The organism is Streptomyces sp. NPDC031274 (assembly GCF_055570235.1).
In genome coordinates, this window is sequence record NZ_JBVIHP010000001.1 from 272,709 (window position 1) to 295,917 (window position 23,209).

20 protein-coding genes and 3 pseudogenes are annotated in these 23,209 nt (G+C 69.5%); 10 read left to right on the plus strand and 13 right to left on the minus strand.

Annotated features, from left to right (window positions below; genetic code table 11):
- Positions 1-33: 33 nt before the first annotated feature.
- Together ACZ5CR_RS01240 and ACZ5CR_RS01245 are read right to left on the minus strand one after the other, a co-directional pair.
- Positions 34-1,203, minus strand: a complete 1,170-nt coding sequence (locus tag ACZ5CR_RS01240; RefSeq protein WP_468852966.1) for an alanine--tRNA ligase-related protein — start codon at positions 1,201-1,203, stop codon at positions 34-36.
- 416 nt (positions 1,204-1,619) lie between these two features.
- A complete protein-coding gene (locus ACZ5CR_RS01245) occupies positions 1,620-2,435 on the minus strand; it encodes a methyltransferase domain-containing protein (RefSeq protein WP_468852363.1) in 816 nt (271 codons plus the stop codon).
- A gap of 110 nt (positions 2,436-2,545) precedes the next feature.
- Here ACZ5CR_RS01245 and ACZ5CR_RS01250 point away from each other — a divergent pair, with 110 nt between their 5' ends.
- The 3 genes from ACZ5CR_RS01250 (at position 2,546) to ACZ5CR_RS01260 (ending at position 4,934) form a co-directional block, all read left to right on the plus strand.
- Positions 2,546-3,208 (plus strand): TetR/AcrR family transcriptional regulator, encoded by a 663-nt coding sequence (locus ACZ5CR_RS01250; RefSeq protein WP_468852365.1) that lies wholly within the window; start codon positions 2,546-2,548, stop codon positions 3,206-3,208.
- 218 nt (positions 3,209-3,426) lie between these two features.
- A complete protein-coding gene (locus ACZ5CR_RS01255) occupies positions 3,427-4,329 on the plus strand; it encodes a metalloregulator ArsR/SmtB family transcription factor (protein ID WP_468852367.1) in 903 nt (300 codons plus the stop codon).
- The gene (locus ACZ5CR_RS01260) at positions 4,326-4,934 is read left to right on the plus strand and encodes a dihydrofolate reductase family protein (protein WP_468852369.1); all 609 of its coding nucleotides are present in this window, start codon (positions 4,326-4,328) and stop codon (positions 4,932-4,934) included. The genes ACZ5CR_RS01255 and ACZ5CR_RS01260 overlap by 4 nt, the downstream gene beginning before the upstream one ends.
- Positions 4,935-5,019: 85 nt before the next feature.
- Here ACZ5CR_RS01260 and ACZ5CR_RS01265 read toward each other — a convergent pair whose 3' ends face one another.
- From ACZ5CR_RS01265 to ACZ5CR_RS01300, 8 genes and pseudogenes are all read right to left on the minus strand, one after another.
- Positions 5,020-5,883 carry a calcium-binding protein gene (locus tag ACZ5CR_RS01265; RefSeq protein ID WP_468852370.1) on the minus strand — a complete coding sequence of 288 codons (864 nt, stop codon included), beginning with the start codon at positions 5,881-5,883 and terminating at the stop codon, positions 5,020-5,022.
- A gap of 399 nt (positions 5,884-6,282) precedes the next feature.
- A complete protein-coding gene (locus tag ACZ5CR_RS01270) occupies positions 6,283-7,326 on the minus strand; it encodes a lytic polysaccharide monooxygenase auxiliary activity family 9 protein (protein WP_468852968.1) in 1,044 nt (347 codons plus the stop codon).
- A gap of 99 nt (positions 7,327-7,425) precedes the next feature.
- Positions 7,426-8,163, minus strand: a pseudogene (locus ACZ5CR_RS01275) (iron chelate uptake ABC transporter family permease subunit); the annotation flags it as partial.
- 248 nt (positions 8,164-8,411) lie between these two features.
- Positions 8,412-9,146, minus strand: a complete 735-nt coding sequence (locus tag ACZ5CR_RS01280) for a translation initiation factor IF-2 (RefSeq protein ID WP_468852372.1) — start codon at positions 9,144-9,146, stop codon at positions 8,412-8,414.
- An 83-nt stretch (positions 9,147-9,229) separates the two neighbouring features.
- Positions 9,230-10,216 (minus strand): quinone oxidoreductase family protein, encoded by a 987-nt coding sequence (locus ACZ5CR_RS01285; RefSeq protein ID WP_468852374.1) that lies wholly within the window; start codon positions 10,214-10,216, stop codon positions 9,230-9,232.
- 70 nt (positions 10,217-10,286) lie between these two features.
- Positions 10,287-10,706, minus strand: coding sequence for a (R)-mandelonitrile lyase (locus tag ACZ5CR_RS01290; protein ID WP_468852376.1), 420 nt, complete (start codon positions 10,704-10,706; stop codon positions 10,287-10,289).
- 189 nt (positions 10,707-10,895) lie between these two features.
- A pseudogene (locus ACZ5CR_RS01295) lies at positions 10,896-11,198 on the minus strand (SDR family NAD(P)-dependent oxidoreductase); the annotation flags it as partial.
- A 70-nt stretch (positions 11,199-11,268) separates the two neighbouring features.
- Positions 11,269-11,604 (minus strand): carboxymuconolactone decarboxylase family protein, encoded by a 336-nt coding sequence (locus ACZ5CR_RS01300; RefSeq protein WP_468852970.1) that lies wholly within the window; start codon positions 11,602-11,604, stop codon positions 11,269-11,271.
- Positions 11,605-11,820: 216 nt separating this feature from the next.
- On the opposite strand from ACZ5CR_RS01300, the gene ACZ5CR_RS01305 reads away from it, so the two are divergent.
- Positions 11,821-12,687 carry a helix-turn-helix domain-containing protein gene (locus ACZ5CR_RS01305; protein WP_468852378.1) on the plus strand — a complete coding sequence of 289 codons (867 nt, stop codon included), beginning with the start codon at positions 11,821-11,823 and terminating at the stop codon, positions 12,685-12,687.
- Between the two features lie 208 nt (positions 12,688-12,895).
- Here the strand turns inward: ACZ5CR_RS01305 and ACZ5CR_RS01310 are convergent, their stop codons facing one another.
- A complete protein-coding gene (locus tag ACZ5CR_RS01310) occupies positions 12,896-13,267 on the minus strand; it encodes a DUF2255 family protein (RefSeq protein WP_468852381.1) in 372 nt (123 codons plus the stop codon).
- A 204-nt stretch (positions 13,268-13,471) separates the two neighbouring features.
- Positions 13,472-14,509 carry an NAD(P)-dependent alcohol dehydrogenase gene (locus tag ACZ5CR_RS01315; protein WP_468852382.1) on the minus strand — a complete coding sequence of 346 codons (1,038 nt, stop codon included), beginning with the start codon at positions 14,507-14,509 and terminating at the stop codon, positions 13,472-13,474.
- Between the two features lie 105 nt (positions 14,510-14,614).
- Between ACZ5CR_RS01315 and ACZ5CR_RS01320 the strand changes: the two genes are divergently transcribed.
- Complete coding sequence (locus tag ACZ5CR_RS01320) at positions 14,615-15,202, plus strand: TetR/AcrR family transcriptional regulator (protein WP_468852384.1); 588 nt, start codon at positions 14,615-14,617, stop codon at positions 15,200-15,202.
- Between the two features lie 197 nt (positions 15,203-15,399).
- On the opposite strand, the gene ACZ5CR_RS01325 is transcribed toward ACZ5CR_RS01320, so the two are convergent.
- The gene (locus ACZ5CR_RS01325) at positions 15,400-17,535 is read right to left on the minus strand and encodes an alpha-galactosidase (RefSeq protein ID WP_468852387.1); all 2,136 of its coding nucleotides are present in this window, start codon (positions 17,533-17,535) and stop codon (positions 15,400-15,402) included.
- Between the two features lie 179 nt (positions 17,536-17,714).
- Here ACZ5CR_RS01325 and ACZ5CR_RS01330 point away from each other — a divergent pair, with 179 nt between their 5' ends.
- The 5 genes and pseudogenes from ACZ5CR_RS01330 to mgtE all read left to right on the plus strand — a co-directional run bounded on the left by ACZ5CR_RS01330 (position 17,715) and on the right by mgtE (position 23,034).
- The gene (locus ACZ5CR_RS01330; protein ID WP_468852389.1) at positions 17,715-18,893 is read left to right on the plus strand and encodes an ROK family protein; all 1,179 of its coding nucleotides are present in this window, start codon (positions 17,715-17,717) and stop codon (positions 18,891-18,893) included.
- A 137-nt stretch (positions 18,894-19,030) separates the two neighbouring features.
- A pseudogene (locus ACZ5CR_RS01335) lies at positions 19,031-19,685 on the plus strand (SGNH/GDSL hydrolase family protein); the annotation flags it as partial.
- 272 nt (positions 19,686-19,957) lie between these two features.
- On the plus strand, positions 19,958-20,317 hold the full coding sequence (locus tag ACZ5CR_RS01340; protein WP_468852390.1) for a hypothetical protein: 360 nt from the start codon (positions 19,958-19,960) through the stop codon (positions 20,315-20,317).
- Positions 20,318-20,427: 110 nt separating this feature from the next.
- The gene (locus ACZ5CR_RS01345) at positions 20,428-21,528 is read left to right on the plus strand and encodes an NAD(P)/FAD-dependent oxidoreductase (RefSeq protein ID WP_468852393.1); all 1,101 of its coding nucleotides are present in this window, start codon (positions 20,428-20,430) and stop codon (positions 21,526-21,528) included.
- A 138-nt stretch (positions 21,529-21,666) separates the two neighbouring features.
- Entirely contained in the window at positions 21,667-23,034 is a 1,368-nt protein-coding gene (gene mgtE, locus ACZ5CR_RS01350; protein ID WP_468852395.1) for a magnesium transporter, read from the plus strand.
- The last annotated feature ends 175 nt before the right edge of the window (positions 23,035-23,209 follow it).

Here is a 23,209-nt window from a genome sequence, read left to right on the forward strand (position 1 = left end):
ACGGCGGCGTACGGGACTGTGGTGCCCCCGGTGTCACCCCTGACGCAAGGCCAGGACCAGATCGCGCGGCAGGCCGTGGGTGTCATGGAGATAGTGCAGGTCCTCCTCGTCCAGCGGGCCCTGGAACCGGGGCCTGGCCAGTACCTGCCGACCCCGCTCCAGGAGCCGCCTGAACCGCCGTTCCTCATCGAGCAGCACTCGGCGCACACCGTCCGGATCCACGTCCTGACGGAAGTGGTCCACGGTGTGCCGGGCCAACTCGCCCGGAAGGTCGACCAGTTCGCGCGAGGGGTCCTCCCGCCACAGGACGGTGAGCATCCGTCGTACGAGTCGGCGCAGCACGTAGCCGCGGCCGGTGTTGGCCGGGCGCACCCCGTCGCCGATCACCACCATGGCCGAGCGGAGATGGTCACAGACAAGCCGCAGCGACGGCTCGTCCAGCTGCCACAGGCCCGGCACGAGGCGCCGCCAGGGATCGAAGAGGTCGCACTCGAAGACCGACGTCCGCCCCTGGAGCAGCGAGGCAAGGCGCTCAAGTCCGAGCCCGGTGTCGACGTTGCGCTGGGGGAGCGGCACGAGGGAGCCGTCGTCGAGCCGACGCTGACGCATCATCACGTGGTTCCACACCTCCACCCAGCGGTCGTCACCCGTCGGCGTCGACTCGGGCGGGGTGTCGCCGGTCCACAGAAAGATCTCCGAGTCGGGTCCGCAGGGTCCGGTCGTCGTCCTGTTGGGCCACCAGTTGTCCTCGACGGTCAGTTCCACCGGCACCCCGCGCTCCTGCCACAGCTCCAGGGAAGCGGTGTCGGGCCCGACCTGGTCGTCGCCACCGAAGACGGTGGCGTGCAGCAGACCCGGGTCGATGCCGAACCCGTCGGTGAGCAGCCCATGGCCCCAGTCGAGGCTCTGGCGTCCCCCGTAGTCGCCGAGCGACCAGGTGCCGAGCATCTCGAAGACGGTCAGATGGGTGGAGTCGCCGACCTCCTCCAGGTCGGTGGTGCGCAGACAGCGCTGGACATTGACGAGACGCCTGCCGAGCGGATGAGGCTGCCCCTCCAGGTACGGGGTGAGCGGGTGCATGCCCGAGGTGGTGAAGAGGACCCGGTCACCGGGCGGTGGCAGCAGCGTCGATTCGGCGATCCTTCGGTGGCCGCGCTCCTCGAAGTACTCGACGAACGTGCGGACGACGTCTTCGGTACTCATCTCGATGGGCTTTTCGGTGTTCATGGGGTGGCTCCTTCGCGTACGCGGCGGGGAGGCACCGGACAGAGGGTCCGCACACCGGAACCGAGATGTGAACACCACGGAAACCACCGGCGGACCGTGTCCGGTCGCCGGTGGGAATGGGGATGTACGTCAGGCGGCGGCAACCGGCGAGCTGGTCGCTCGCGCGGTCGCGGTGGTGACTGGGCCATGGACGTTCATGGGGCCGACAGTAGCGTGAGCAGATCTTTGGAGCACGTGATTTTCCGCCGGGGTGAACGCTGCGACGTTCGACGTTTGCGTGAATATCCAACAGGGCGGGCGGGCTCGGGATCAGCCTGACGGAGTTCGTGATCGCGGGCGTGGGTGACGCCTGGCCGGACCCGGAACGCGGGCACAGCGCGAGCCGATGGCCGTCACGGACGGCGGCCCCACGCGGAGATCATCGGGGAGGTGGTGAGGTCGAGACGGCCCGACGTGACGCTCGCGAGATGCCGGTCGATCTCCTCGTCGGTCGCGAGCCCTGCCGCGATCAGTCTGTCCCGCACTTGCCGGACCGTCGCCGCCTCCAGGACGTCGCAGGCCGCGGACGTGATCGGGAAGTAGGCGTCCGCGGTGACATCGGTCAGCCCTGCCTCCCGCAGCAGCCTGGGGACTTTGCGTCCGTAGGCCAGGTCTGCACCGCGAGCCGCGAGGAGCGAGCGGAATCCGGCGCGCAACTTGTTGGCCAGTGCCTGCTCGGGCCCGTACTCGTCCAGGCAGATCAGCGGCTGCGACGCCGGATCGGCGTCTTCCACCAGCAGCCACCCGCCAGGGCGCAGCGCGCCGACCATCGCGCGCAGGGCCCGCTCCCTGTCGGCCACATGCACAAGGACCAACCGGGCGTGAACGAAGTCGAAGCCGCTCACCGGTGGTTCGTCCCGGCCCACGTCGTGGTGCAGCACCTCGATGACCCCGCCCGCCGCCCGGGAGGCCCAGGAAGTGTCGATGTCGGTAGCCAGCACCCGGCCGGTCGGCCCGACCCGGTCGGCCAGCCAGGTCATCACCGAGGGGCCGCCCGCCCCGACCTCCCAGCACTGCCAACCCGAGGCGATCCCCAGGGCCTCGATGTGCCGGAAGGTGGTGGGGTCGAAGAGCTCGCTGAGCGCGTCAAAACGGATGCCCGCCTCGGACCGCGCATTGTCGAGGAGGTAGCCGCCGTCGTCCCGGGACTCCTGTGCAGAGTGCGTCATGAGGCGATTGTCCCGGAAGTGAAATCTCCAGGGCCGCCTACTCGCATCGATAGTCACTTAGTGACATACTGTCGTTTGAGGACATTGAGAGGGAAAGGCGACGAGGCGTCATGGCGACGGAGAAGCGCAGCGGCGGAGGAGGGATGAGCGAGCAGCGGCGTGTGCGGCTGCGGCTCGAGATCTCCCGGGAGGCGGCGCGCCTGTTCTGGGAGCAGGGAGTGGCCGCCACGAGCGGCGATCAGATCGCGGAGGCCGTCGGCCTGTCCACGCGGACCATCTGGCGGCACTTCCGCAGCAAGGAGAGCTGCGCCGAGCCGATCGTCATGCAAGGGGTCGTCACCCTGCTGAGCGTGCTGCGCACATGGCCCCGGCAGAGCTCCGTCGAGGACCACCTGGCCACGGCACTGAGCAGGTTCCGCGAGGAGGAGCCGCCCGTCGATCTCGCCGACGAGATGCTGGCGATGAAGATGATTCGGCTCGCCGACACCGAGCCGGCGCTCCGTACGGCATGGCTCATGGCCTGTGACCAGACGGAACAGCAGATGAGTGTGATCGTCGGCGGGCGTCTGGGGCTGCCTGCCGATGATCTGGATGTGCGGGTGCACGCCGCGGCCGCAGCCGCGGTCGTGAGGCTCTTTGACGAACACATCGGCGCCGCCGTCCTCACCGGCGCCGATCTCACGGATTTCAACGACGTGGCAGCCGTATCCCGGCGGTACGCCCACGCGATCCGCGCGGCGACCGGCGGAGTCGTCGGCGACCCCGTCGCCTGAGCCATCGCACCGAAGCGAACGAACTGCACTGAACCGAACGAACTGCACTGAACTCGGTCAGACGCATCACCGCCACCGTCACCGCGTAGCAGCGGCAGCGGCCGCCGAACAGCCTGTGGGTGCGCAGATGCGCAGATTGGGCGCCGCGCACCCACGGGTGTGAGCTCGTCCGTGCATATTCCTTGACACGAATATTCTCCGTCGCGAATACTTACCTCATGGACGCACTCCTCTCCGCACTGGCGGACCCGGCGCGATGGCGGCTCGTGAGCCTGCTGGCCGAGCGGCCCCGCTCGGTCGGGGTCCTCGCCCAGCTCGCCGAGGCACGCCAGCCGCAGACGACCAAGCACTTGCAGGTCCTGGAGCGCGCCGGTGTCGTCACCTCCCAGCGCACCGGCCAGCGCCGCGTCTATGCGCTCCGGTCCGCCTCCCTGCGGGACCTGGCAGCCGCACTCAACCGGTTCGCTGACGCCGCGGACACCGCCGAGCAGGGCGGTGGCCCGCGTGCGACCTTCGACAGCTACGGGGCAAGGCTCCAGGCGGAGCGGCTCGCCGCGGGGGATTCGGGGTGGGCCGACGGCCGTTCGTTCAGGTTCCGCCGGTCACTGGCGGCCCGCCCCGAGCTGGTCTGGCGCCACTTGACCGAGGCCACCCTGCTCGCCCGGTGGTGGACCCCCGACGGCCTCCGCGTCTCCGAGCTCGTCTTCGAGGCGCGATCGGGCGGACGGATTGTCCACGAGTACCGCGATGCCGAGGACGCCGACGGATCCGACCTGGTCGTCGGCCGCGCGCAGGGTGTTGTCGACGACGTTCGCCCTGCTGAGCGCCTCTCCTACCGGCTCTCCCCGCTCCTTCCCGATGGCTCGCTCGCCTTCACCGCCCACGTCGATCTCGGCCTGAATCCCACCGGCACAGGCGCGGACCTCGACGTCCACTGGCTGATCGCGGACAGCACAGTCGACTCCGCCGACTTCATCGCGGGCATCGAGATCGGCTTCGGCCAGAGCCTCGACAAGCTCGCGGCGGCACTCGTCACGGACACGACGGGCACAACGGGCATGCGCGACACATGCACCGACACCGACACCGACAGTGACACCGACACTAGGAGCGCGACATGACGGAGCAGAAGCAGACCGCAGGCCGCCGAGTCGTCACCAACATGAGCCTCTCCCTGGACGGCCACTACGCGGCGCCGGACAACCCGCAGAACATGAGCTGGGTGATGCCGTACGCCCACACCGATGTCGCCCGTGACCTCCTCACCAGCCTCTGGGAGCCGGCGACGACGGCCCTGCTCGGGCGGGTCAACGCCGAAGGGTTCCTCGGTTTCTGGCCCACCGTCATCGGTATGGAGGGAGCGGACCCGCGCGACGAGGCCTTCGCGAAGTGGCTCGTGGAAACCGACAAGGTGGTTCTCTCGTCCACCCTCGGCAAGGCGCTGTGGGAGCGGACGACGATCGTCGACAAGCCGACGGCCGAGGCGGTCGATGACCTGAAGGCGACCGAAGGCGGCGACATTCTCGTGCTCTCCAGCGCGAGTGTCATCAAAGCGCTGCTTGCGGCCGACAAGGTCGACCGGCTGGCGCTGACGATCTTTCCGCTCTTCCTCGGCGGCGGTCCGCGCCTCTTCGACGACGGCCTGCCCGCCGGGAAGTGGGAGCTCGCCAGCCAGACCGCAGGCGAGCACGGCACGTTGGCTCTCGTCTACGACCGAGTCCGCTGAGCCGAAGGTCGATGAGTCGGGGATCGCTGTCGGCACCCGGGGCACCGCGCGGCTGATCGCGCGGTGCCCCGGGCGGTGTGGAGCGTCAGTCCTGGTGGACGACGTTCCTGCCGGGACCGCCGGAGAGGGTGTCCGTGCCTGCGCCGCCGTACAGCTCGTCGTCGCCGCTGTTTCCGTAGATCGTGTCGTTACCGCTGTTGCCGTACAGGACGTCGTTGCCCTTGCCGCCGTAGATGTAGTCGTCGCCTGCCGCGCCGCGGATCGTGTCGTTGCCGTCGCCGCCGGACAGGTTCTGCCCACCGGCGCCGCCCTTGATCACGTCGTCGCCCGCGCCGCCGTCGGCGGCACTGTCGTCGCCGTCAGAGTAGATCGTGTCGTTGTCGTTGCCGCCCTGCGCGATGCTGCCGGCGCCGGCGTGGATGGTGTCCTTGCCGTCACCGCCGATCGCCACCCCGGCCACGCCCACCGTGAGGTTGTCGTCGCCCGCCCCGCCCTTGACGGAGTTGCCGTCGACGGAGCCCGTCCGGGTCCAGGTGTCCTTGCCCTCACCCAGGTCCGCCGAGGCGAAGTAGTACGTCTGGTCGGTGGCGTTGTCGTAGGCGACGGTGTCATCGCGGTCGCCGAGGGCCAACTTCAAAGTGGCGTAAGGGTCCTGGGTCTCCAGAGTGGCGACCTTGCAGGAGACCTTGGTGCGGTCCGCGCCGTCGGGGTAGGAGCAACCGCCTCCCGCGCTGACCGGAACGGCGTCGTCGATCACGTAGGTGATCTCTTCGGAGCCTTCGGATATCGACGCGGTGACGGCCACCTTGTTGGTCTGGCCGGAGGCGGCGGTGTAGAGAATCCCGTGATCGCTCGGGCTGAACGCGGCGGTGGCCTCCGGCACCGCGGCACCGGCTGTGCCCGCCAGGAAGAGCGGAGCGGCCAACGCCGTACCGAGGGCGAGTGTCATCGCGGACGCAGTACGAAATACCCGGCGGCTGACGAGTTGAGAGGGCATTGCATAACCTCCATGAGGCGTACGTGGTGCTTGCAATTACGTGTGACTGCCGGGGTTTGCGGTTGGTTGTAATACGTCTCGCGAGGGTATGTGAGCGGGGATTCGCGATACGGGCGGCATAAGTACCCGCTGGCCAGCGGTGTTTGGCCGCTCATCCGCAGCGCGACAATTCCCCGTAAGGCGTGGTTCGGCGGAAATTCATGAGGGCGGAATGGTCGAACTTCCCTCGCCGGTATCGCCGTACGCATTCTTCTCGTACGACGCTGTGCTCGGCCGCCCCACCCGCCGCCGCGACGGTCGGCGGGCGGGGTGTGAGGGAAGCGCAGCTACGTCACCTCTCCCGCAGCCTGCTCACTGATCGGAATCAGGAGCCGACCTGCGGTGGCGCAGGCGCAGGACGGTCGCCCCGGCCAGGACGACGGCGCCGGCACCCGCGAGGGGGCCGACCAGGCCGAGGGCGGGGGAGCCCATGGGCGAGTCTGAGGCGGTGCTCTCGATGGCCGGGGTGATGTCCGCAGCCGAGCGGGATGCTGCCGACGCGTCACCTCCGTGCCCCTCGTGTACCGCTTTCGCCTCGGCGTTCTTCTCGCCCGCGCCGAGCGCGGCCACCGCCGCACCGGACCGTTCGCCGCCCGTCAATCCGGTGACCTCGCCGTTGCCTCCGTCGAAGACCACGTCCGAGCAGGAGAAGAAGTTCTCCTGGCTGTCGGAGCGGATCCACTGGACGAACAGAAGGTGCTGACCAGTACGTTCGGGCAGTCGCAGATCCCAGTAGTAGTGGCCCGCCTCGCTGCCGGGGCCGCCCTGCTGCGGCGGGTTCTGGACGGTCTGTACGTTCTCCAGGTCCGACCAGCCCAGTGGTTGCGTCGGGTCGAAGCCCTCCTTGGTGACGTACACCTTGAACGTGCCCGGATGGTGGGCCCAGTTGCTGTAGTTCATCTCGATGTCGGCGCCGGCGGTGAGATGGGTGACGGGCCAGTCGGTGCGGGCGGCGTTGTACGGGGAGAAATCGTAGGGGCTGCGGTCGCCCGCGCTGCACAGCGTGCCGTCCTCGACGTAACCCTCGCCGCGGCCGCCCGCGTTGGAGTCGAGTACCGCGAACCAGTTGTACAGCGGCGTGGTGCCCGCGTCCTGCACCGCTGCCTTGCAGGCGGGGTTGGTCGGCATCTGGGTGGAGGAGTTGGCGAGCAGGTCCTTGTAGCACAGGTAGGTGCGCGACCCGGGCATCATGGCCACGCCGTGTGCGGCGGCCGTGCCCGGTACGGCCAGCACGGCTGCGGCGGCGATGCCCGTGGCGCCGACGAGGGAGGCCAGACGCCTGGCACGCGTCGAGTCGCGTAAGCGGGATCTGACGGGGACAAGCTTGGGGGAGCGACGGGCTCGAGGAAGGTTCATGGGAACGTCTCCTTCGGGGAGTTTCCGATGAGCGGCTCGCCCCGTAGTCGGCGCCGGGCCCGAAAGGGTTGCCGCGTCGGACCCCGGTAATTCCTCCCTGGTGCGTGCGGACAGCGTCAGATGCGGGCCGGTTCCCCGGGTGAGGCGCTTGGCGTTCCGTGGCGAGGTCAGGGCGATGACGGCGATCGGTCCCGCCACGCTGACGGTGCCCGCCGAGAGCACGATCGAGAGGAGGACCGCGCTGGCCCTCGCGGCCCTCGGCGCCGACCCGAGTCCCTCGGCGAGGTCGTCACCCATCTCCGCCATGCCCAGGCGACGCGCGATGAGCAGCGTGAGGGGCACCACGACGAGGAGGACGACCCAGATGGTGGTGGCGTGCCCCCAATCACGCGCAGCCAGGCTGCCGTTGACGTACGCGGTCAGCGCGGTGGCCTTGTCACGTTCCACGGCGTAGACGACGTACTGGGTGACGGCGGTGGCCATGGCGGCGGTGCCGATGCCCGCGACGACGAGACGGCCCGCATTGCGGAATCCGGTGCCGGTGGAGACGTACACCAGCGTCATGGCGAGTATCGCGCCGAGGAGCGCGCTGAGAGAGACCGGAACGGTATCGGGCGCGCCGGTCCCGACAGCGACCGCGAGCCGCGGGCCGCGCAGCCGGTTCACGCGGAAGGAGGTGACGCGGCTGCCGAACATGACGCTCGCGAACAGGGCGAAGGCCAGTACGACGATTCCGATGAAGAGGGACAGAGCCCATCGGGTGGGGCGGGGCCGGGTGGTGCGGGCAAAAGCACCCGGACCCGCCCCACCCAGTACGGCCCGTGCGGTGGTCGTCATAGTGCGCGAGCTCAGCGGTCGGTCTTTGTGAGGGCCTTGTCGATCATCGGCAGGTACCGGTCGATACTCCAGGAGACGGTCAGCGGGGTGATCATCGACGAACCGGGCCTGGTTCGGCGGGCTCCGTCGAACGGAGCTCACGCGAAGTCCCGGACGGCTTCTGTCGAGGTCGAGTTGACTCGCCTGCGTACGCTCCGGCCGTCGGTGGGGCACGCAGGCCTGTGGCCCGTGGGAGCCAGGCACCTCGTTCAGTGCGGCAATGGTTGCGGGTCCAGGGCGTTGCCGACGGTGCAGCCGCCTTCTCCGGGCATCCGCTGGATCCGGGGCGGCACCCACACCTCGGTGGCGCCGGGGCTCACGCGGGCAAGAAGGCAGTCCTGCGCGTCAAAGCCGTTTCCCTTTACGGACAGGAGAACGCCGACCCGGCCGCCGTCCGCCTTCACTTCGGTACGGATCGCCGGATGGAGATCCAGCGCGGCGAGCCTGTGGCGCACCTCGGCTTCGTCCACCCGGCCGCTCTTCGGCACCCGGGGAAGATGCGCGCGGAGCTCCTCGGACGGCAGTCGGGGCGGTTCGGGTGGCGGAGAGAAGGTCAGTGCAGGCCCGTCCGGGCAGTCCACGTCACGGGGATCCTCGCGCCACTCCGACTTGGGTGACACGCGCACCGCGAAACAGCGCTGCACGGCGACGACATCGGAGTCGCGCCATCTGTTGTACGCGGAGCCGGACGTGCGGACGACCACGTCGATGCCGTCCCCGTCATGCGTCGAGGTGCCCGTCACGCGCAGTACCTCCACCCCGTCGATGCCGGAGGCGGAGCGCCCCACCTCCTCCGCCGTGCGCTGACGCTGACCGTAGAGCCGCTCGCCCGCCTTCTTCGCCACATCCCGTGCGGCGTCCGCCGCGTCATCCTCGGAGGCCTGCGCGGCCGAGCAGGCGGCGGTGAACAGCAACAGCGGGGCGAGCAGCAGGAGTCGGCGCATGCGCCCACCTTTCCGGGGCCGCGCGCGGCGGGCAACCTCTGACGCCGCCAGAACGACAGGAAACAGGTGTATCGGTCAACCCCTCAGGGGACCGCCAGGACGAGCTTGCCGTGGGCCTGGTGGGAGCGCAGGCGGTCGAGGGCTTCGGTGGCGGTGGCGAACGTGTGGCTGCTGTCGATGAGGGGGCGCACACGGCCGTCGGCGACCGCGGGCAGGAGCTGTCGGCCGGCGGCGGAGATGACCTCACCTAGCTCCGCAGCTCGGGTGAAGCCGAAGGAGACGCCGCGCAGACGCAGGTGCCGGTAGGACAGGGCATCGAGGTCGATGGTGGTGGCTGCGGTGTCCAGACGTCCGATGTTGACGACCGATCCGTCGACGCGGGTCGCGGGCAGGGAGGCGGCGAAGACGGCTCCGCCGACGTGGTCGAGGACCACGTCGGCGCCTTCACCACCGGTCGCGTGCAGCACCGCACTCGTGAGGTCCTCCTCGCCGGTCGCCACCACGGTGTCCGCGCCGGTGCGGACGAGCAGGTCCGCTTTGGCGGCCGTGCGGGTGGTGGCGATGGCCTGCCCGGCGTCCAGGGCCTTGGCGATCTGGATGCCGATCAGGCCGATGCTCGATGAGGCCCCGGTGATCAGTACCGACTGGCCCGGCCGGAAGCCACTGGCCATGAGGGCCCCGTGCTCGGTGAGCAGACCGGTGGGCAGCGCGCACGCCTCCTCGTACGGGAGTTCACCGGGTACGGCGACGACATGCCGGTGGTCGGCGATGACGTACTGGGCGAAGCTCGCGGGGCTGGTGCCCATGACGCGCTCGCCCACCGTGACCGTGTCCACGCCGCCGCCGACGGTCGCGATCTCACCGGCGAACTCGTAGCCCGCCTGGTACTCCTTGCCGGTGCCGCCGTTCGTCGGGTCGGCGTCCGCGACCATGGAGGCGTCGGCGTTGTTCAACGCCACGGCGCGGGCGCGTACGAGGATCTGTCCGGGGCCGGGTCGCGGTACGGGGACCTGCCGGAGCTCCCAGGTGGGGCCGGTTCCGCCGAACAGTGCGGTCATGGTCGAAGTCATGTGTCTCTGTCTCTGTCTTCCTTCAGGACCTTTAGCCTTTAGGGCCTTCAGGGGGGGGGAGGCTGTGCGGTCAGTGGCCGGGGGTGCGGGGGGCGGCGTACTGCTCGTCGGTGACGTGCTCAAGCCAGGTGGTCTCGGGCCGCTCGTCATCGGGCGCGGTGCCGTCCCACAGCGCCAGGTGCTGCATGAAGCGGTCCTCGGTGGCGCCGTGCCAGTGCTCTTCGCCGGGCGGGCAGGTGACGGTCTCGCCGGGGTGGGCCTCGAAGACGGTGCCGTCACGCGTGCCGACCAGGGCGATACCGGCGACGACGTGCAGGGTCTGGCCGACGGCGTGGTGGTGCCAGGCGGTGCGGGCGCCCGGGGCGAAGCGGACCATGTTGGCGCGGACGCGGGAGGGTTCCTGGCCGGCGTGGATGACGTCGAACCAGACATCTCCGTTGAACCAGTCCTGCGGGCCCTTGCCGGTGGGCTTCGGCTTGACGAATTCCATGGTGCTCCTTGTTTCCTTGCTCGTTCGGTGATGCGGCGGGTGTCAGGCGGCGTCGGCGTGGGCGAGGTCGCTGCCCAGGGCGCGGGAGGCCGTCGCCTGAGCGGTGATCTCCTTGCCCTTGGCCTCGGCGGTGGGAATGGCGTCGTCCCCGGCGACGAACCGCAGCGGCGGTTCGTCCGAGGCGATGACCTTCAGCTGGGCGTCCGAGATCTCCTCGAAGTAGCCGGCCTGGAACATGGCGGCATTGTTGATCAGCACGTCGATGCGGCCGAATCGGGCGACCGCGGCGTCGACAGCCGCCTGTGCGGCATCGGGGCTCGTGATGTCCAAGGTGGTGACCAGGAGATTGTCCTGCTCGCCGCCCAGAGCCCGCAGCACGTTTTCGGGGCTGCGGCCGGTGGCGACGACCTGATGGCCGGCGTCGAGGGCATTGCGGGCGATGTCAGTGCCCAGGCCGCGGCCCGCACCGGTGACAAAGATGACCTTGTTCATGAGAAGAGGGCAGAGCTCCTGTGTAAAGGGTGTAGAGGGCATAGAGGGGGAGGGGAGGAGGGCGTAGAGGTCAGTCGTTCTGGGTGCCGTCGGGTGCCAGGATGGTTTTGAGCTGTCCTGCCGCGCCCATGGCGTTGGGCCAGCCGGCGTAGAACGCCAGGTGGGTGATGGCCTCGCTCAGCTCCTGCTCGCTCAGCCCGTTCTCCAGGGCCAGCTTGAGGTGGAAGCCGAGCTGGTCGCTGCGGTAGAGCGCGATCAGAGCGGTGACAGTTACCAGGCTCCGATCCCGGGGAGACAGGCCCTCGCGCTCCCACACGTCACCGAACAGCACCTGGTCGGTGAGGTCGGCGAGCTTGGGCGTGACGTCACCGATCGCCTTCTGCGCGGCCGACGGTTCTTGCGCCACGTCGTTCTCCACGTCGTCTGTCATGTCGTCTCCTAGAGAATTCGGCGCCCGTATTTCTATTCCGGGGCCGTTCCGGCCTGCCGTCGAGCGGTTTCCCCATCGACTTTCACACCGCGTGGGGATCACGAAAAGAGGAGAGTTTCTTCCTGGGAGGAGGTCTTCCTGGGAAGAAACTCTCCCCCCTTCATGGAAGGCCCGCGATGCGAGACTGGGACCATGAGTCCTGAGCCGCACCTCAACGAGCTGGGCGAGTTCCTCAAGGTCCGCCGGGCCGAACTCAGCCCTCGCACCGTCGGCCTGCCCGACCCGCCGAGACCCCGCCGCGTCGAGGGTCTGCGACGCGAAGAGGTCGCTCAGCTGGCTGCGATCTCCACCGACTACTACACCCGCCTCGAACAGGGCCGTCTGCAGGCATCCACGCCGGTACTGAACGCTCTCGCGCAGGCTCTGCACCTCGACGACGACCAGCGCGACTACCTGTTCGGCCTCGCGGGCAAGCAGACCCCGCGCCCAAGGCGCCGCACCCGGCAAAAGGTCCAGCCGCAGTTGCAGCGCCTTCTTGACGACCTCACCGCTACTCCCGCGGTTGTCCTGGGACGCCGGATGGACATCATTGCCTGGAACCAGCTGGCCGCTGCCCTCATCACCGACTTTTCCCGGGTGCCGGAGAAGCACCGCAATTACCTGCGGATTCTGTTCACCGATCCGGTGATGCGGTCGCTGTACGCCGACTGGGAGAAAGTCGCGCGCACGGCCGTGGCCCAGTTCCGTATGGAGGTGGCCAAGGACCCGGACGACCCCCGCGTGACCGCTCTGGTCGGAGAACTGTCCGTCCACGACGAGCACTTCCGCCGGTGGTGGGCGGCCCACCACGTCACCACACTCAATGTGGGCTCCAAGACGCTCAATCATCCTGCCGTGGGAGAGCTGTCTCTGGACTGGGACACTTTGACCGCCAGCACCGACCCCGACCAGCAGCTCGTCATCTGGACGGCCGCGGCCGGTACTCCCACCCATGACCGGCTGAGGATCCTCGCCTCCTGGGCCGCCGACCAGCATCTCTCAGCCGCTCCTTCGGACTGAGCTGACTGAGGAGGCTCAGTCGGGGAGCGGTCAGTTGAGCGCGTCGGTGGGGTTCTGGATCTTAGGGTCGGGGACGTCCTTGACGCGTACGTCGTCGGCCGCGTACAGCAGGGTGGCGCGCATGAGGGTGGAACTCCCTTGATGCGTGGGGTGGTTGTGCGCGTGTTGCCGTCGGTCAGAGTGAGTGCATCCCCATCCGCGTGGGGTGTCAGCTGGGTTCCAGGCGGAGGGTGGAGGCGCGGGCCTTGTCGGTCAGGACGTGATCGACGATGCCGGTGTAGCGCCCGTACTTGTCGCGGTACGCGGCGTCCACGCTCGCGTACTCGCTGGGCTCCGCCTCATGGAAGGCCACGTCCCGTCGCACACCGCCGGCCTCGACACAGCCCTGCCGACGGGTCTGTGCCCCTCGGTACCAGGGGCCGTCCGCGCCCTTGACCGAGCGGACGTAGAGATGGTCGCCGGCGCGGACCACCCACATCGTCACAGGGGCGCGCAAGGTGCCGTCCGCGCGCTCGGACTGCAGGTCCAGCTCTTCGGCTGTGCCGATCTGCTTCAGATCGGAACCGTTCCAGGCGGTCATGGTCTGTCCTTTCGGGCTCTGCGGGTTCTACGGGCTCTCCAGGTTGCGCGGGCTGTGCGGGCCGCGAACGTGCAGGTGGGGCGGGATGCGCCTCCCTGTCCATTCCCGGCCCTGGCCGCCGCCCCCGCAACCTGGAATCCCGGGTCCGGGCCCAGCCGACCGAGGCGTTCCGGGGCGAATACCACGTAACGACGCTGCTCGTCCTCAGTCCAGGTCGGACATGTCGAGGACGAAGCGGTAGCGGACGTCGTTGCGCCGGAGTCGGTCGAGTGCCTCGTTCACGCGGGCCGAGGGGAGCAGCTCGATGTCGGCGGTGATGTCGTGCTCGGCGCAGAAGGCCAGCATGGCGGCGGTAGCGGGCCTGCCGCCGCTCCCCGCGGAGCTCAGCTTCTTCCGCCCGATGAGCAGGTCGGTGGTCTCCAGAGTGATGGGGCCGAGGTGCCCGAGGTGGCTGAGTGTCCCGTCCATCGCGACCAGGCGCAGATAAAGGCCGAGGTCGTGCGGGGCGGCGATGGTGTCGATGATGACGTCGAACCGGTCCCGGGCGGCGGCCATCTGCGCCGGATCGGTGGAGACGACCAGGTCGTGGGCGCCGAGGCGGCGCGCGTCGTCGGCCTTGTCCAGCGACCGGCTGATGACCGAGGTGTCGGCGCCGAGCGCCACGGCGATCTTGACGGCGAGGTGGCCCAGACCGCCGAGGCCTGCCACGGCGACGCGGATGCCCGGACCGACACCGAGGGCGTGCAGCGGCTCCCAGACGGTGATCCCGGCGCAGAGCAGGGGAGCGGCGGCGGCCGGGTCGAGGCCGGGGGGAAGGGGGTGGGCGAACCGCGATCGGACGACGTACTCGCGGGAGTAGCCGCCCTGGGTGGTCGACCCGTCGTGGCGGTCGACGCCGCCGTAGGTCAGCGTCGGGAACGTATGACAGAAGTTCTCCTGCCCGGCCCGGCACATGGCGCACGTCCCGCACGAATCGACGATGTTGCCCACGGCCACCGCATCGCCGACGGCGAAGTCCGTGACCTCGGACCCCGTCTCGGTCACCACACCGGTGAACTCGTGCCCCGGCACGAGAGGGTGGCCGCCGTCATGGGCCTGGACGGCGTGCAGGTCCGTGTGGCAGACGCCGCAGTAGTCCACACGGACCGCTACGTCGTCGGGGCGCAGGTCGCGCCGCTTCAGCGGCGTCCGCCGCAGCGTCGCCGACGGGCCGTCGGCCTGCCAGCTCACAGTGGTCCTCATGGGGCTCTCTCCCAGATTCATAGACAGACTGTTCGGTCTATTCGGAGAGTAGGGGACTGCGGCCCGTCAGGCAAACCAACTGTTCTGTTTGGTAGCCTGACGGACATGGCAGACCAGCCCTTGACCGCACGCGGTGCCGCTACGTACCAGCGCATCCTCGATGTGGCGACCCAGGAATTCGCCGAGCACGGGATCGCCGGAGCGCGCGTCGAGCGGATCGTCGCCGCAGCGCGCACCAACAAGGCGCAGCTCTACGCCTACTTCGGGAACAAGGAAGGGCTCTTCGACGCCATCTTCTTCGGTTCGCTGGAGCGGATCGTGAACGTCGTGCCGATCGATGCCGCGGACCTCGCGGACTGGGCGGTGCGTCTCTACGACGAGTACCTCCGCCGCCCCGACCTCATCCGCCTCGCCACCTGGGCGCGCCTGGAGCGACGCCCGACGGGCCACCTGGTCGACGACCCCGACCGGCTCGACGACCGCAAGCTGCACGCCATCGCCGAGGCGCAAGCCGCGGGCCTGGTGCGCCAGGGGGACCCGTTCGACGTGATGGCCATGGTCATCGCCATGTCCATGGCGTGGTCACCGGTCAGCAATGTCTACGCCGCTACCGCGGAAGAGCCCGAGAAGCTGCACGAGCAGCGCCGCGCCCTGCTCCACGAGAGCGTCCGGCGCGCCATGGCTGGGGCCTAGGGCCCTTCTGATGGATCTCCGCGGCGTCGCGACGCCCGGCACGCACCCTCGCCGCGCGGCGCAAAGGGACAGGTGACTCCGCCACATGACCCTTCACGCCGCACGCCGAGGGCACGCACCGAACGCCGCTCCTTCTCCCACGGAGATCCATCAGAAGGGCCCTGGCCCTAGCCGCGTACCAGGCGTGCTGAGCCCTGTCAGGGTTCCCGGATCAGATGCACCGCAGCGCTGGCCCAGTCGCCCGGCGGCAGCTCGGGCCGGAGGCCGTATGAGGCGAGCACTGTCGCGGAATGCACCGCACCTGTGCGGGCGTCACGATAGCGGGCGGAGGGATCGAGGCCGCCGAGACGTAGTGGCTGGTACGCGGCGCCGTGACGCGGGGCTCGCTGCCAGGCCAGGAGCAGGGTCTCGCCACCGTCCGCCGCCGCGTACTGCACCGCGGTGGGGCCGTCGTCGACCGGCCCGCGCGGCCGGTGCATCGTCCCGTGCTGCACGAGATGGCGCACGCGCTTGTACTCGGCCACCAGGGCTGCTCCTTCAGCCAGTTCCCCGTCGGTCCAGCGCATGAGATCGCCGCCGAGCCCGAGTACCCCGGCCATCGCCACGTGGAAGCGGAAGCGCAGCGGCACCGATCTGGCCGTGAGCTGGTTGGGGACGTCGGTCACCCATGCCGCCATGGTCCGGGACGGATAGAGCTGGCCATAGCCATGCTGGATGAGGACGCGGTCCGCCGCGTCGGTGTTGTCCGACGCCCATGCCTGGTCGGTGCGGGAGAGCATGCCGAGGTCGACCCGGCCGCCGCCCCCGCTGCACGCCTCGATCCGCAGGCCGGGATGGTCGGCGCGGAGCCGGTCGATGACGTCGTAGAGGTGGTGCACGTACGCCGTCCCCACGCGGTCGGCGCCGTCCGCCTGATCCGGCCAGCCCGCTTCGCTGAGCGCGCGGTTCATGTCCCACTTGAGGAAGTCGATGCCGTGGTCGCCCACCAGGCGGGTCAGCCAGTCGTACGCCCAGTCCGCGACGTCACGGCGGGCGAAGTTGAGCACCAGCTGGTTGCGCAGCTCGGTGCGGTCGCGGTGCGGGAAGTGCAGCACCCAGTCCGGGTGCCGGCGGTAGAGATCGCTGTCCGGGTTGACCATCTCGGGCTCCACCCACAGGCCGAAGCGCATTCCGAGCCGGTGCACCTCGCTCACCAGCGGCGTGAGCCCCTTGGGGAAGCGGTCCGGGGACGGCGTCCAGTCACCGAGCCCCGCGTTCTCGCTGCGGCGCGCGCCGAACCAGCCGTCGTCCATGACGTAGAGCTCGGCGCCGAGCGCCGCCGCCCGGGCCGCCAGTGCCATCTGGCCGGCCTCGTCGACATCGAACCCGGTGGCTTCCCACGAGTTGTAGAGCACCGGTCGTATCTCGTCGGGGTGGGGCAGCACATGGGCGAGGACGTACGCGTGCCAGGCGCGGCTCGTCGCACCGAATCCGCCGTCCGCGTAGAGACCGGCGTGTCGAGGGGTGGTGAACTCCGCGCCGGGGTCGAGGGGCTGGGTCATGCCGTCGTAGCCGGCGCCGCCGGTGAATCCCGCCCGGCCGTCGGGGGTGCGCTGCACGGTGACGCGCCAGTTGCCGCTCCAGGCCAGGGCCGCGCTCCACACCTGGCCGTGCTCCTCGGTCGCGTCACCCGCGTCGAGCATCACCCAGGGGTTCGCGTGATGGCTGGTGTTGCCCCTGCGGCTGGTGAAGACCGTCTCGCCGAACGGCACACGCTCCCGGCGCAGTTGGGTCTCGGCGGACCACTGGCCCGTGACATGGCTGAGCCGGTAGTCGTCCCTGGCCGGAAGCGTCCACGCGGCGGAGTCGGCACGAAGGAGCGTCACGGGCTCGTCGCCCGTGTTGCGCAGCACGGACCAGCGTTCGATGACGTCGCTGTCGTCGTGTACGCGGTAGTGGAGGGTGATCTCCAGGGGGTAGTGGCGGTCGCGGAACTCCAGGGCCAGTTCGGTGGAGCCCGGGGAGGGCCCCGGTGTCGGCTCATGGACGCGGTGGCCTGACGCCTCCCATTCGATGGCCCGGGTGCCGTCGGCGAAGCGCACCTGCAGTGAGGGCGTTCCATACCGTGCACCGCCGTCGACGGGCAGTTCCTCGCCGACCGGCGGCCGCCCCTCGAAACTGCTGGGCTGCGGGGCCGGGGGAGTGGCGAGCTCCTGCGCCTGAGCCAGGGTCAGCCGTGGTCCCCACGCGAGATGGCAGGGCGCTCCGGTCTCGTCGATCCGGAGCGCGTACGACGTACGTGGAGTGCAGAGCAGCCAGGCTCCGGTCTCAGGGGCGAAGGAGATCACAGGCATGGATCCTCACGTTCAGGTAGCGCCTCGAGAACATGCGGCAGCCAACACCGCCTTCGATCAACTGTCAACACCCTGATACTTGCACCCATTTGAAAGATGGAGAGCCTCTGCGGAGGACTCTTGAAAGGTGTTTGCTTCTTTCATTGACAGAGGAAAAGAACACTCCCTACGTTTCGGCCATGCGATCGACGACCCCTCGGATCGACGTGGTTCCGGCACCCACACCGGCCGCTTCCCTGGTCTTCACCACTGTTCTGTCCCACGGCCCGCTCACGCGGATCGAGATCTCCCGGCGGACCGCGCTCTCCTCGGCGGCGGTCACCAAGGCGGTGAGGCCGTTGATGGCGGTCGGCTATCTCGTCGAGGGAGCGGACGAAGAGGCGCGTCCCGCCCTCGGGCGGCCCGCCACCCTCGTGCGGGTCGACGGCGGCCGGGCCCTGTTCATCGGGGTCAAGGTGACCGGCGACGAGATCATCGCGGTCCTGACCGACCTGTGCTGCCGCATCCGCGTCGCCCGCCACCTCCCGCTCGCCGACCGTGACCCCGGCGCCGTGCTCGCCTCGATCTCCGGTCTCGTGCAGGAACTCCTCACGGAGGCCGAGGGGTTCGGCGTGGAGGTGCGCGGGCTCGGGATCGCCGTCTCCGGTGACGTGGACCGCGCCGCCGGGGTGGTGCGCTACTCGCCCTTCCTCGACTGGCGGGACGTGCCGCTCGCCGAACTGGCCTCCACCGTCACCGGGTTGCCCGTCACCGTCGACAACGACGTCCGCGCGCTGACGGTCGCCGAGCAGTGGTTCGGTGCCGGGGCGGGGATCTGCGACTTCGCCCTGGTGACCGTCGGCGCGGGCATCGGCTGCGGGCTCGTGGTGCACGGCAAGGTGGTCTCCGGCGCACACGGTGTCGCCGGTGAGATCGGCCATCTGTCGATCGACCCGCTGGGCCCGGCGTGCCACTGCGGCAACACCGGCTGCGTCGAGGCAATCGCCGGTGACGCCGCCATCGTCCGCCGCGTCCGCGAGGTGACCGGCACCCCGGTCACCGACTCCGCCGCGGCCCTGGAGTTGGCGCACCGGGGCGATCCCGGCGCCCGGGAGGCCTACGCACGGGCCGGGGAGGCGATCGGCCGTGCCATCGGGGCCGTCGTCAACGTCCTCGGGCCGCAGCGAGTGATCATCTCCGGCGAAGGTCTCGCGGCGTACGACCTGTTCGCCGAGCAGATCCGCGACGCGTTCACCGCCTCCGCCTTCGGTACCGCCGCGCAGTGCGACGTGATGACACGTCCCCTGCCCTTCGAGGAGTGGGCGCGCGGGGCCGCGGCCACCGCGATCCAGTCCTTCATCGGCATAGACACGTACTAGGAGTAGTCGCGATGACGCAGCAGAGCCGCAGCCCCTTCCCCGCCCGCGAGCCGAGCCGCAGACCCTTGTCCGCTCGTGAGTCGAGCCACAGCCCTCTCCCCGCCCGTGAGCCGAGCCGCCGCACCGTGGTCCGCGGATCGGTCAGCGTGGAGAGCGGGGCGGACACGGGCGCCGTGGTCGCGCTCGGCGACTCCATCACCGATGGCTGGCAGTCCACCACCGACACGAACCGCCGCTGGCCGGACTACTTGTCCCGTCGGCTGCAGAGCGCGTCAGACATCAGCATCAAGGGCGTCGCCAACGAGGGCATCTCAGGCAACGAGGTGCTTGCCGATGGTGCGGGGCAAAGCGCCCTGGCCCGTCTTGAGCGAGACGTTCTCTCCCACCCGGGCGTGCGTACGGTGTTCTTGTTCGAGGGCATCAACGACATCAAGGCGCACACCGGCGTCACCGCGGACCAGCTCATCGCCGGATACCGCCGGATACCGCCGGATCGTCGACCGGGCGCACGCGGCGGGTAGGTGCGTCGTGGGCGGGACGGTGTTGCCCTTCAAGGGCTGGTCGGAGTTCGACGCCGCCGGTGAGGCGGTACGCCAGGAGGTCAACGACTTCATCAGGAACAGCGGCGAGCTGGACGCCGTCACCGACTTCGACAAGGTGCTCCGCAGCCCGTACGACCGGGAACGGCTGGGGCCGGTATTCGACGGCGGAGACCACCTCCACCCCAACGACAAGGGCATGGGGGTGATGGCCGACGCGGTCGACCCGGGGGATCTGCGATGTGAGCGGTGAACGCGGGGAGCCCGCCCTGGAAGGTCCTGCGGGAATGTTCGGCCCAGGCCGCGAACGGCCGTCCGGTATTGACCTGTCGGGCGTGGACGTGCGGGGAGTAGGTTCGGAGCAGTTCGTGGTCGATGGGCCGCTGTTGGCGCGGCGATCGACCTCCCGGCGATCACTCGGGCCTGGGTCGGGGCCTCGACGCCAGCGGCTGTACCCAGCGGGATCCTGTACTCGCGACGAGGCATCGCGCAGAGAACCGCCACGGCCCCCGCAGCCTTCTGCCGGTGCGCCCCAAGCATCCGGGACTGATGATGCGCGGTTACTTCACCGACGACCTGCTGCTCATGATGCCCCTGGCCGATCGCCCCGGGGTGCGTCTGCACGGCGAAGCCCTCAGCGCACACCGCGGCCCCCTGATCGACGCTCTGACCGAAGAGGCGCGACGGAGCAGTGAGGTCGTCGTCGACCTTGTCGGTGTCCGTTTCCTGGCCAACAGCGTCCTGGAAGCCCTCGTACTCCTCGCCGTGCGCCTGGCTCCGCCCCAGCGCCTGCTGTTGCGCGCCGGCGCCGAACTCGCTCTGCGCGAACGGGTCACCGCCGGTGGCTGGGACCGGATCGACACGTTGCGCCTGGTCGACGGCTGACCCGCACAGCGGGAACGAGTCGGCCACCCGCCTTGACGGACCGGCTCTCGAAATTGCTAGAGCGGCAAAGAAGCTTGCCGACCTGTTGCGATCCGGCGCACGGTGTCGGCATGACTGAGTCGAACGAGCAAGACTTCGCAGGCGTGGATGTGGATGTGGATGTGGATGTGCTGGTGGTCGGGGGAGGGGTGGCCGGTCTGTCGGCCGCGTTGACCCTGTCCCGGGCCAGGCGTTCGGTGCTGGTGGTCGACTCCGGCGAACCGCGCAACGCTCCCGCTGACGGAGTGCACGGGTACTTGTCCCGAGAGGGCTCGGCACCGGGAGAGCTGCTGCGGATCGGCCGCGAAGAGGTAACCGGGTACGGCGGGCGGATCGTGTCGGACCGCGTCACGGACCTCCGGCGAGTCGGTGAACGCTTCGTCGTGCGCACCGAGGGCGGCCGGAGCCACGGCGCGCGACGCCTCCTTGTGACCACGGGGCTCGTCGACGAGCTTCCGGATGTCCCCGGGCTGCGCGAGCGGTGGGGCCGTGACGTCCTGCACTGCCCGTACTGCCATGGCTGGGAGGTGCGTGACGAACCGATCGGTGTCCTTGCGACCGGTCCGATGGCCGTGCACCAGGCGCTGCTGTTCCGTCAGTGGTCGCCGGACGTGACCCTGTTCCTGCACACCGCGGGCGAGCTGACCGATGAGCAGTGGGAGCAGCTGGGCGCCCGTGGCATCGCGGTGGTCGACGGGGAGGTCGTCGGCCTCGATGTGGAGGCGGATCGGCTCTCCGGCGTACGGCTGGCCTCGGGCAGCAGCATTCCGGTGCGGGCGCTCGCCGTGGCACCACGGTTCGAGGCGCGCGGCGCGATGCTGGCCGGACTCGGTCTGGCGAGCGTCGACCATCCAATGGGCGTGGGCAGTCACGTGGAGTCGGACGCGGCCGGGTTCACGGGTGTTCCGGGAGTATGGGCAGCGGGCAACGTCACCGACCTGGTGGCCGGAGTCGTCCTCTCCGCAGCCACCGGAATGACTGCCGCGGCCGCGATCAATGCCGACCTCGTGGCCGCTGACACCACGGCGGCGGTGGCGGCCCGGCGCGCCCTGGCGGCATTCGGCCCCGCCGCAGAGGCCGCCAACTCCCGACGGGTTCTGGGGGTACGGCAGCACGGCATCGAATCCGTCCTGGCCGACGAGGAAGCGCGCCGTAGCGCAGCCAGGGGTTAGAGAGCAAGCTGGTGGCCGGTCCCGGGTCGCTGGAGGGCCGTGACGTCGGCGCGTTCACCGTGCCCGTGTAACCTTCAGCGGCGCGCTCTGTCCCTGGGTGCCCGTGTTGTGTCTCACCGCTGCGCCGAGGACCTGCCCATGCCTCAGACGAACCTGCCCGAAGAGCTGCGTCCGGAACTGCCCGAGTCGTTGCAGGACATAGTCAAAAGTCATCAACTGCACAGTGCTTTGGAGTGGTTGGAGACCAATCCTCCCCACGTGATCGCCGACGAGCTCGGCCGGATGGACGCGGCCGACGCGGGGAAGGCCTTCAGGCTCCTCGACAAGGACAGGGCGCTGACCGTCTTCGAGGAGCTGGAACCGGTCGACCAGCAGCAGATCCTGGAAGGACTGCGCGATCGCACCTTCCTGGAGCTCGTCGAGGGCATGGACCCCGACGACCGGGCGAGGATGCTGCGAGAGGCTCCCGCCAACGTCGCCCATCGGGTACTCGGCGGACTGAGCGCGCACGAACGGGGGATGACCTCCGCGCTGCTCGGCTACCCGGAGGGCTCTGTCGGCCGCTATATGACCCCCGAAGTAGTGGCACTCGATCAGGACCTCACCGTCCAGCAGGCGTTGGAGGTCGTACGGGAGAAGGGAAGCCAGGCCGAGACGGTCTACACGCTGCCCGTCGTGGACGACGGGCAGCGCCTCACCGGCATCGCGGAGCTGCGCGAGCTGGTGCTCAGCCCGCCGGAGACGATGGTCTCTTCGCTGGTCGCCACCGAGCCCGCGTCCGTGTACGCGACCGACTCGGCCGAGCGGGCGGCCCGGCTGATGCGCGAGACCAACGATCTGAACCTCGCGGTCGTGGACAGCGAGAACCGGCTCGTCGGACTGCTCACCATCGACGACGCGCTCGAAGTCATCGAGGCCGCGGACACCGAGGACGTCGCACGGCAGTCGGGCGCCGCGCCCTGGGCCGGGCACTACATGGCCGCGACGGTGTGGCAGCTCGCGCGCTACCGGGCGCTGTGGCTGAGCCTGCTGCTCGTCGCGGCGACACTCACCGTCAGCGTGACGCAGTCCTTCGAGGGCACTCTGGAGAAGGCCGCGCAGCTCGCCATGTTCATCCCCATGCTCATCGGCGCGGGCGGCAACGCCGGGGCCCAGGCCGCGACCGCTTGCGTGCGCGCCCTGGCCGTCGGAGAAGTGCGCGGCTCGGACCTCCCGAAGGTCATATGGCGCGAGTGCCGCGTCGGCCTGGTCCTCGGCTCGCTGCTCGCGATCCTCGGCGTGGTCGTGGGCGCGGTGTTCGTCAGCGCGAAGATCGCCCTGGTGGTCGGGATCACCCTGGTGGTCATCTGCGGCTGGGCGGCGACCATCGGTGGCACGATGCCGCTGCTGGCCAAGCGGTTGCGGATCGACCCGGCGGTGGTGTCGGCACCGATGGTCACCACACTGGTCGACGCGACCGGCCTGGTCATCTACTTCATGACGGCGAAGGCCGTGCTGGGGATCTGATGTGACGCGAGGACGAGAGCAGGGACACCGTCGACGACGTGGCCGACGGGATCGACGGCTATCGGGTGACCGAGCTGGTCAGTTCCGCGACGGCGGCCACCCACGGTCACTTGATCCGCCACTTGATCCGCCGCTGATCCGTCGCTGATCAGGACGGGCAACGCAGGGAAGCAGT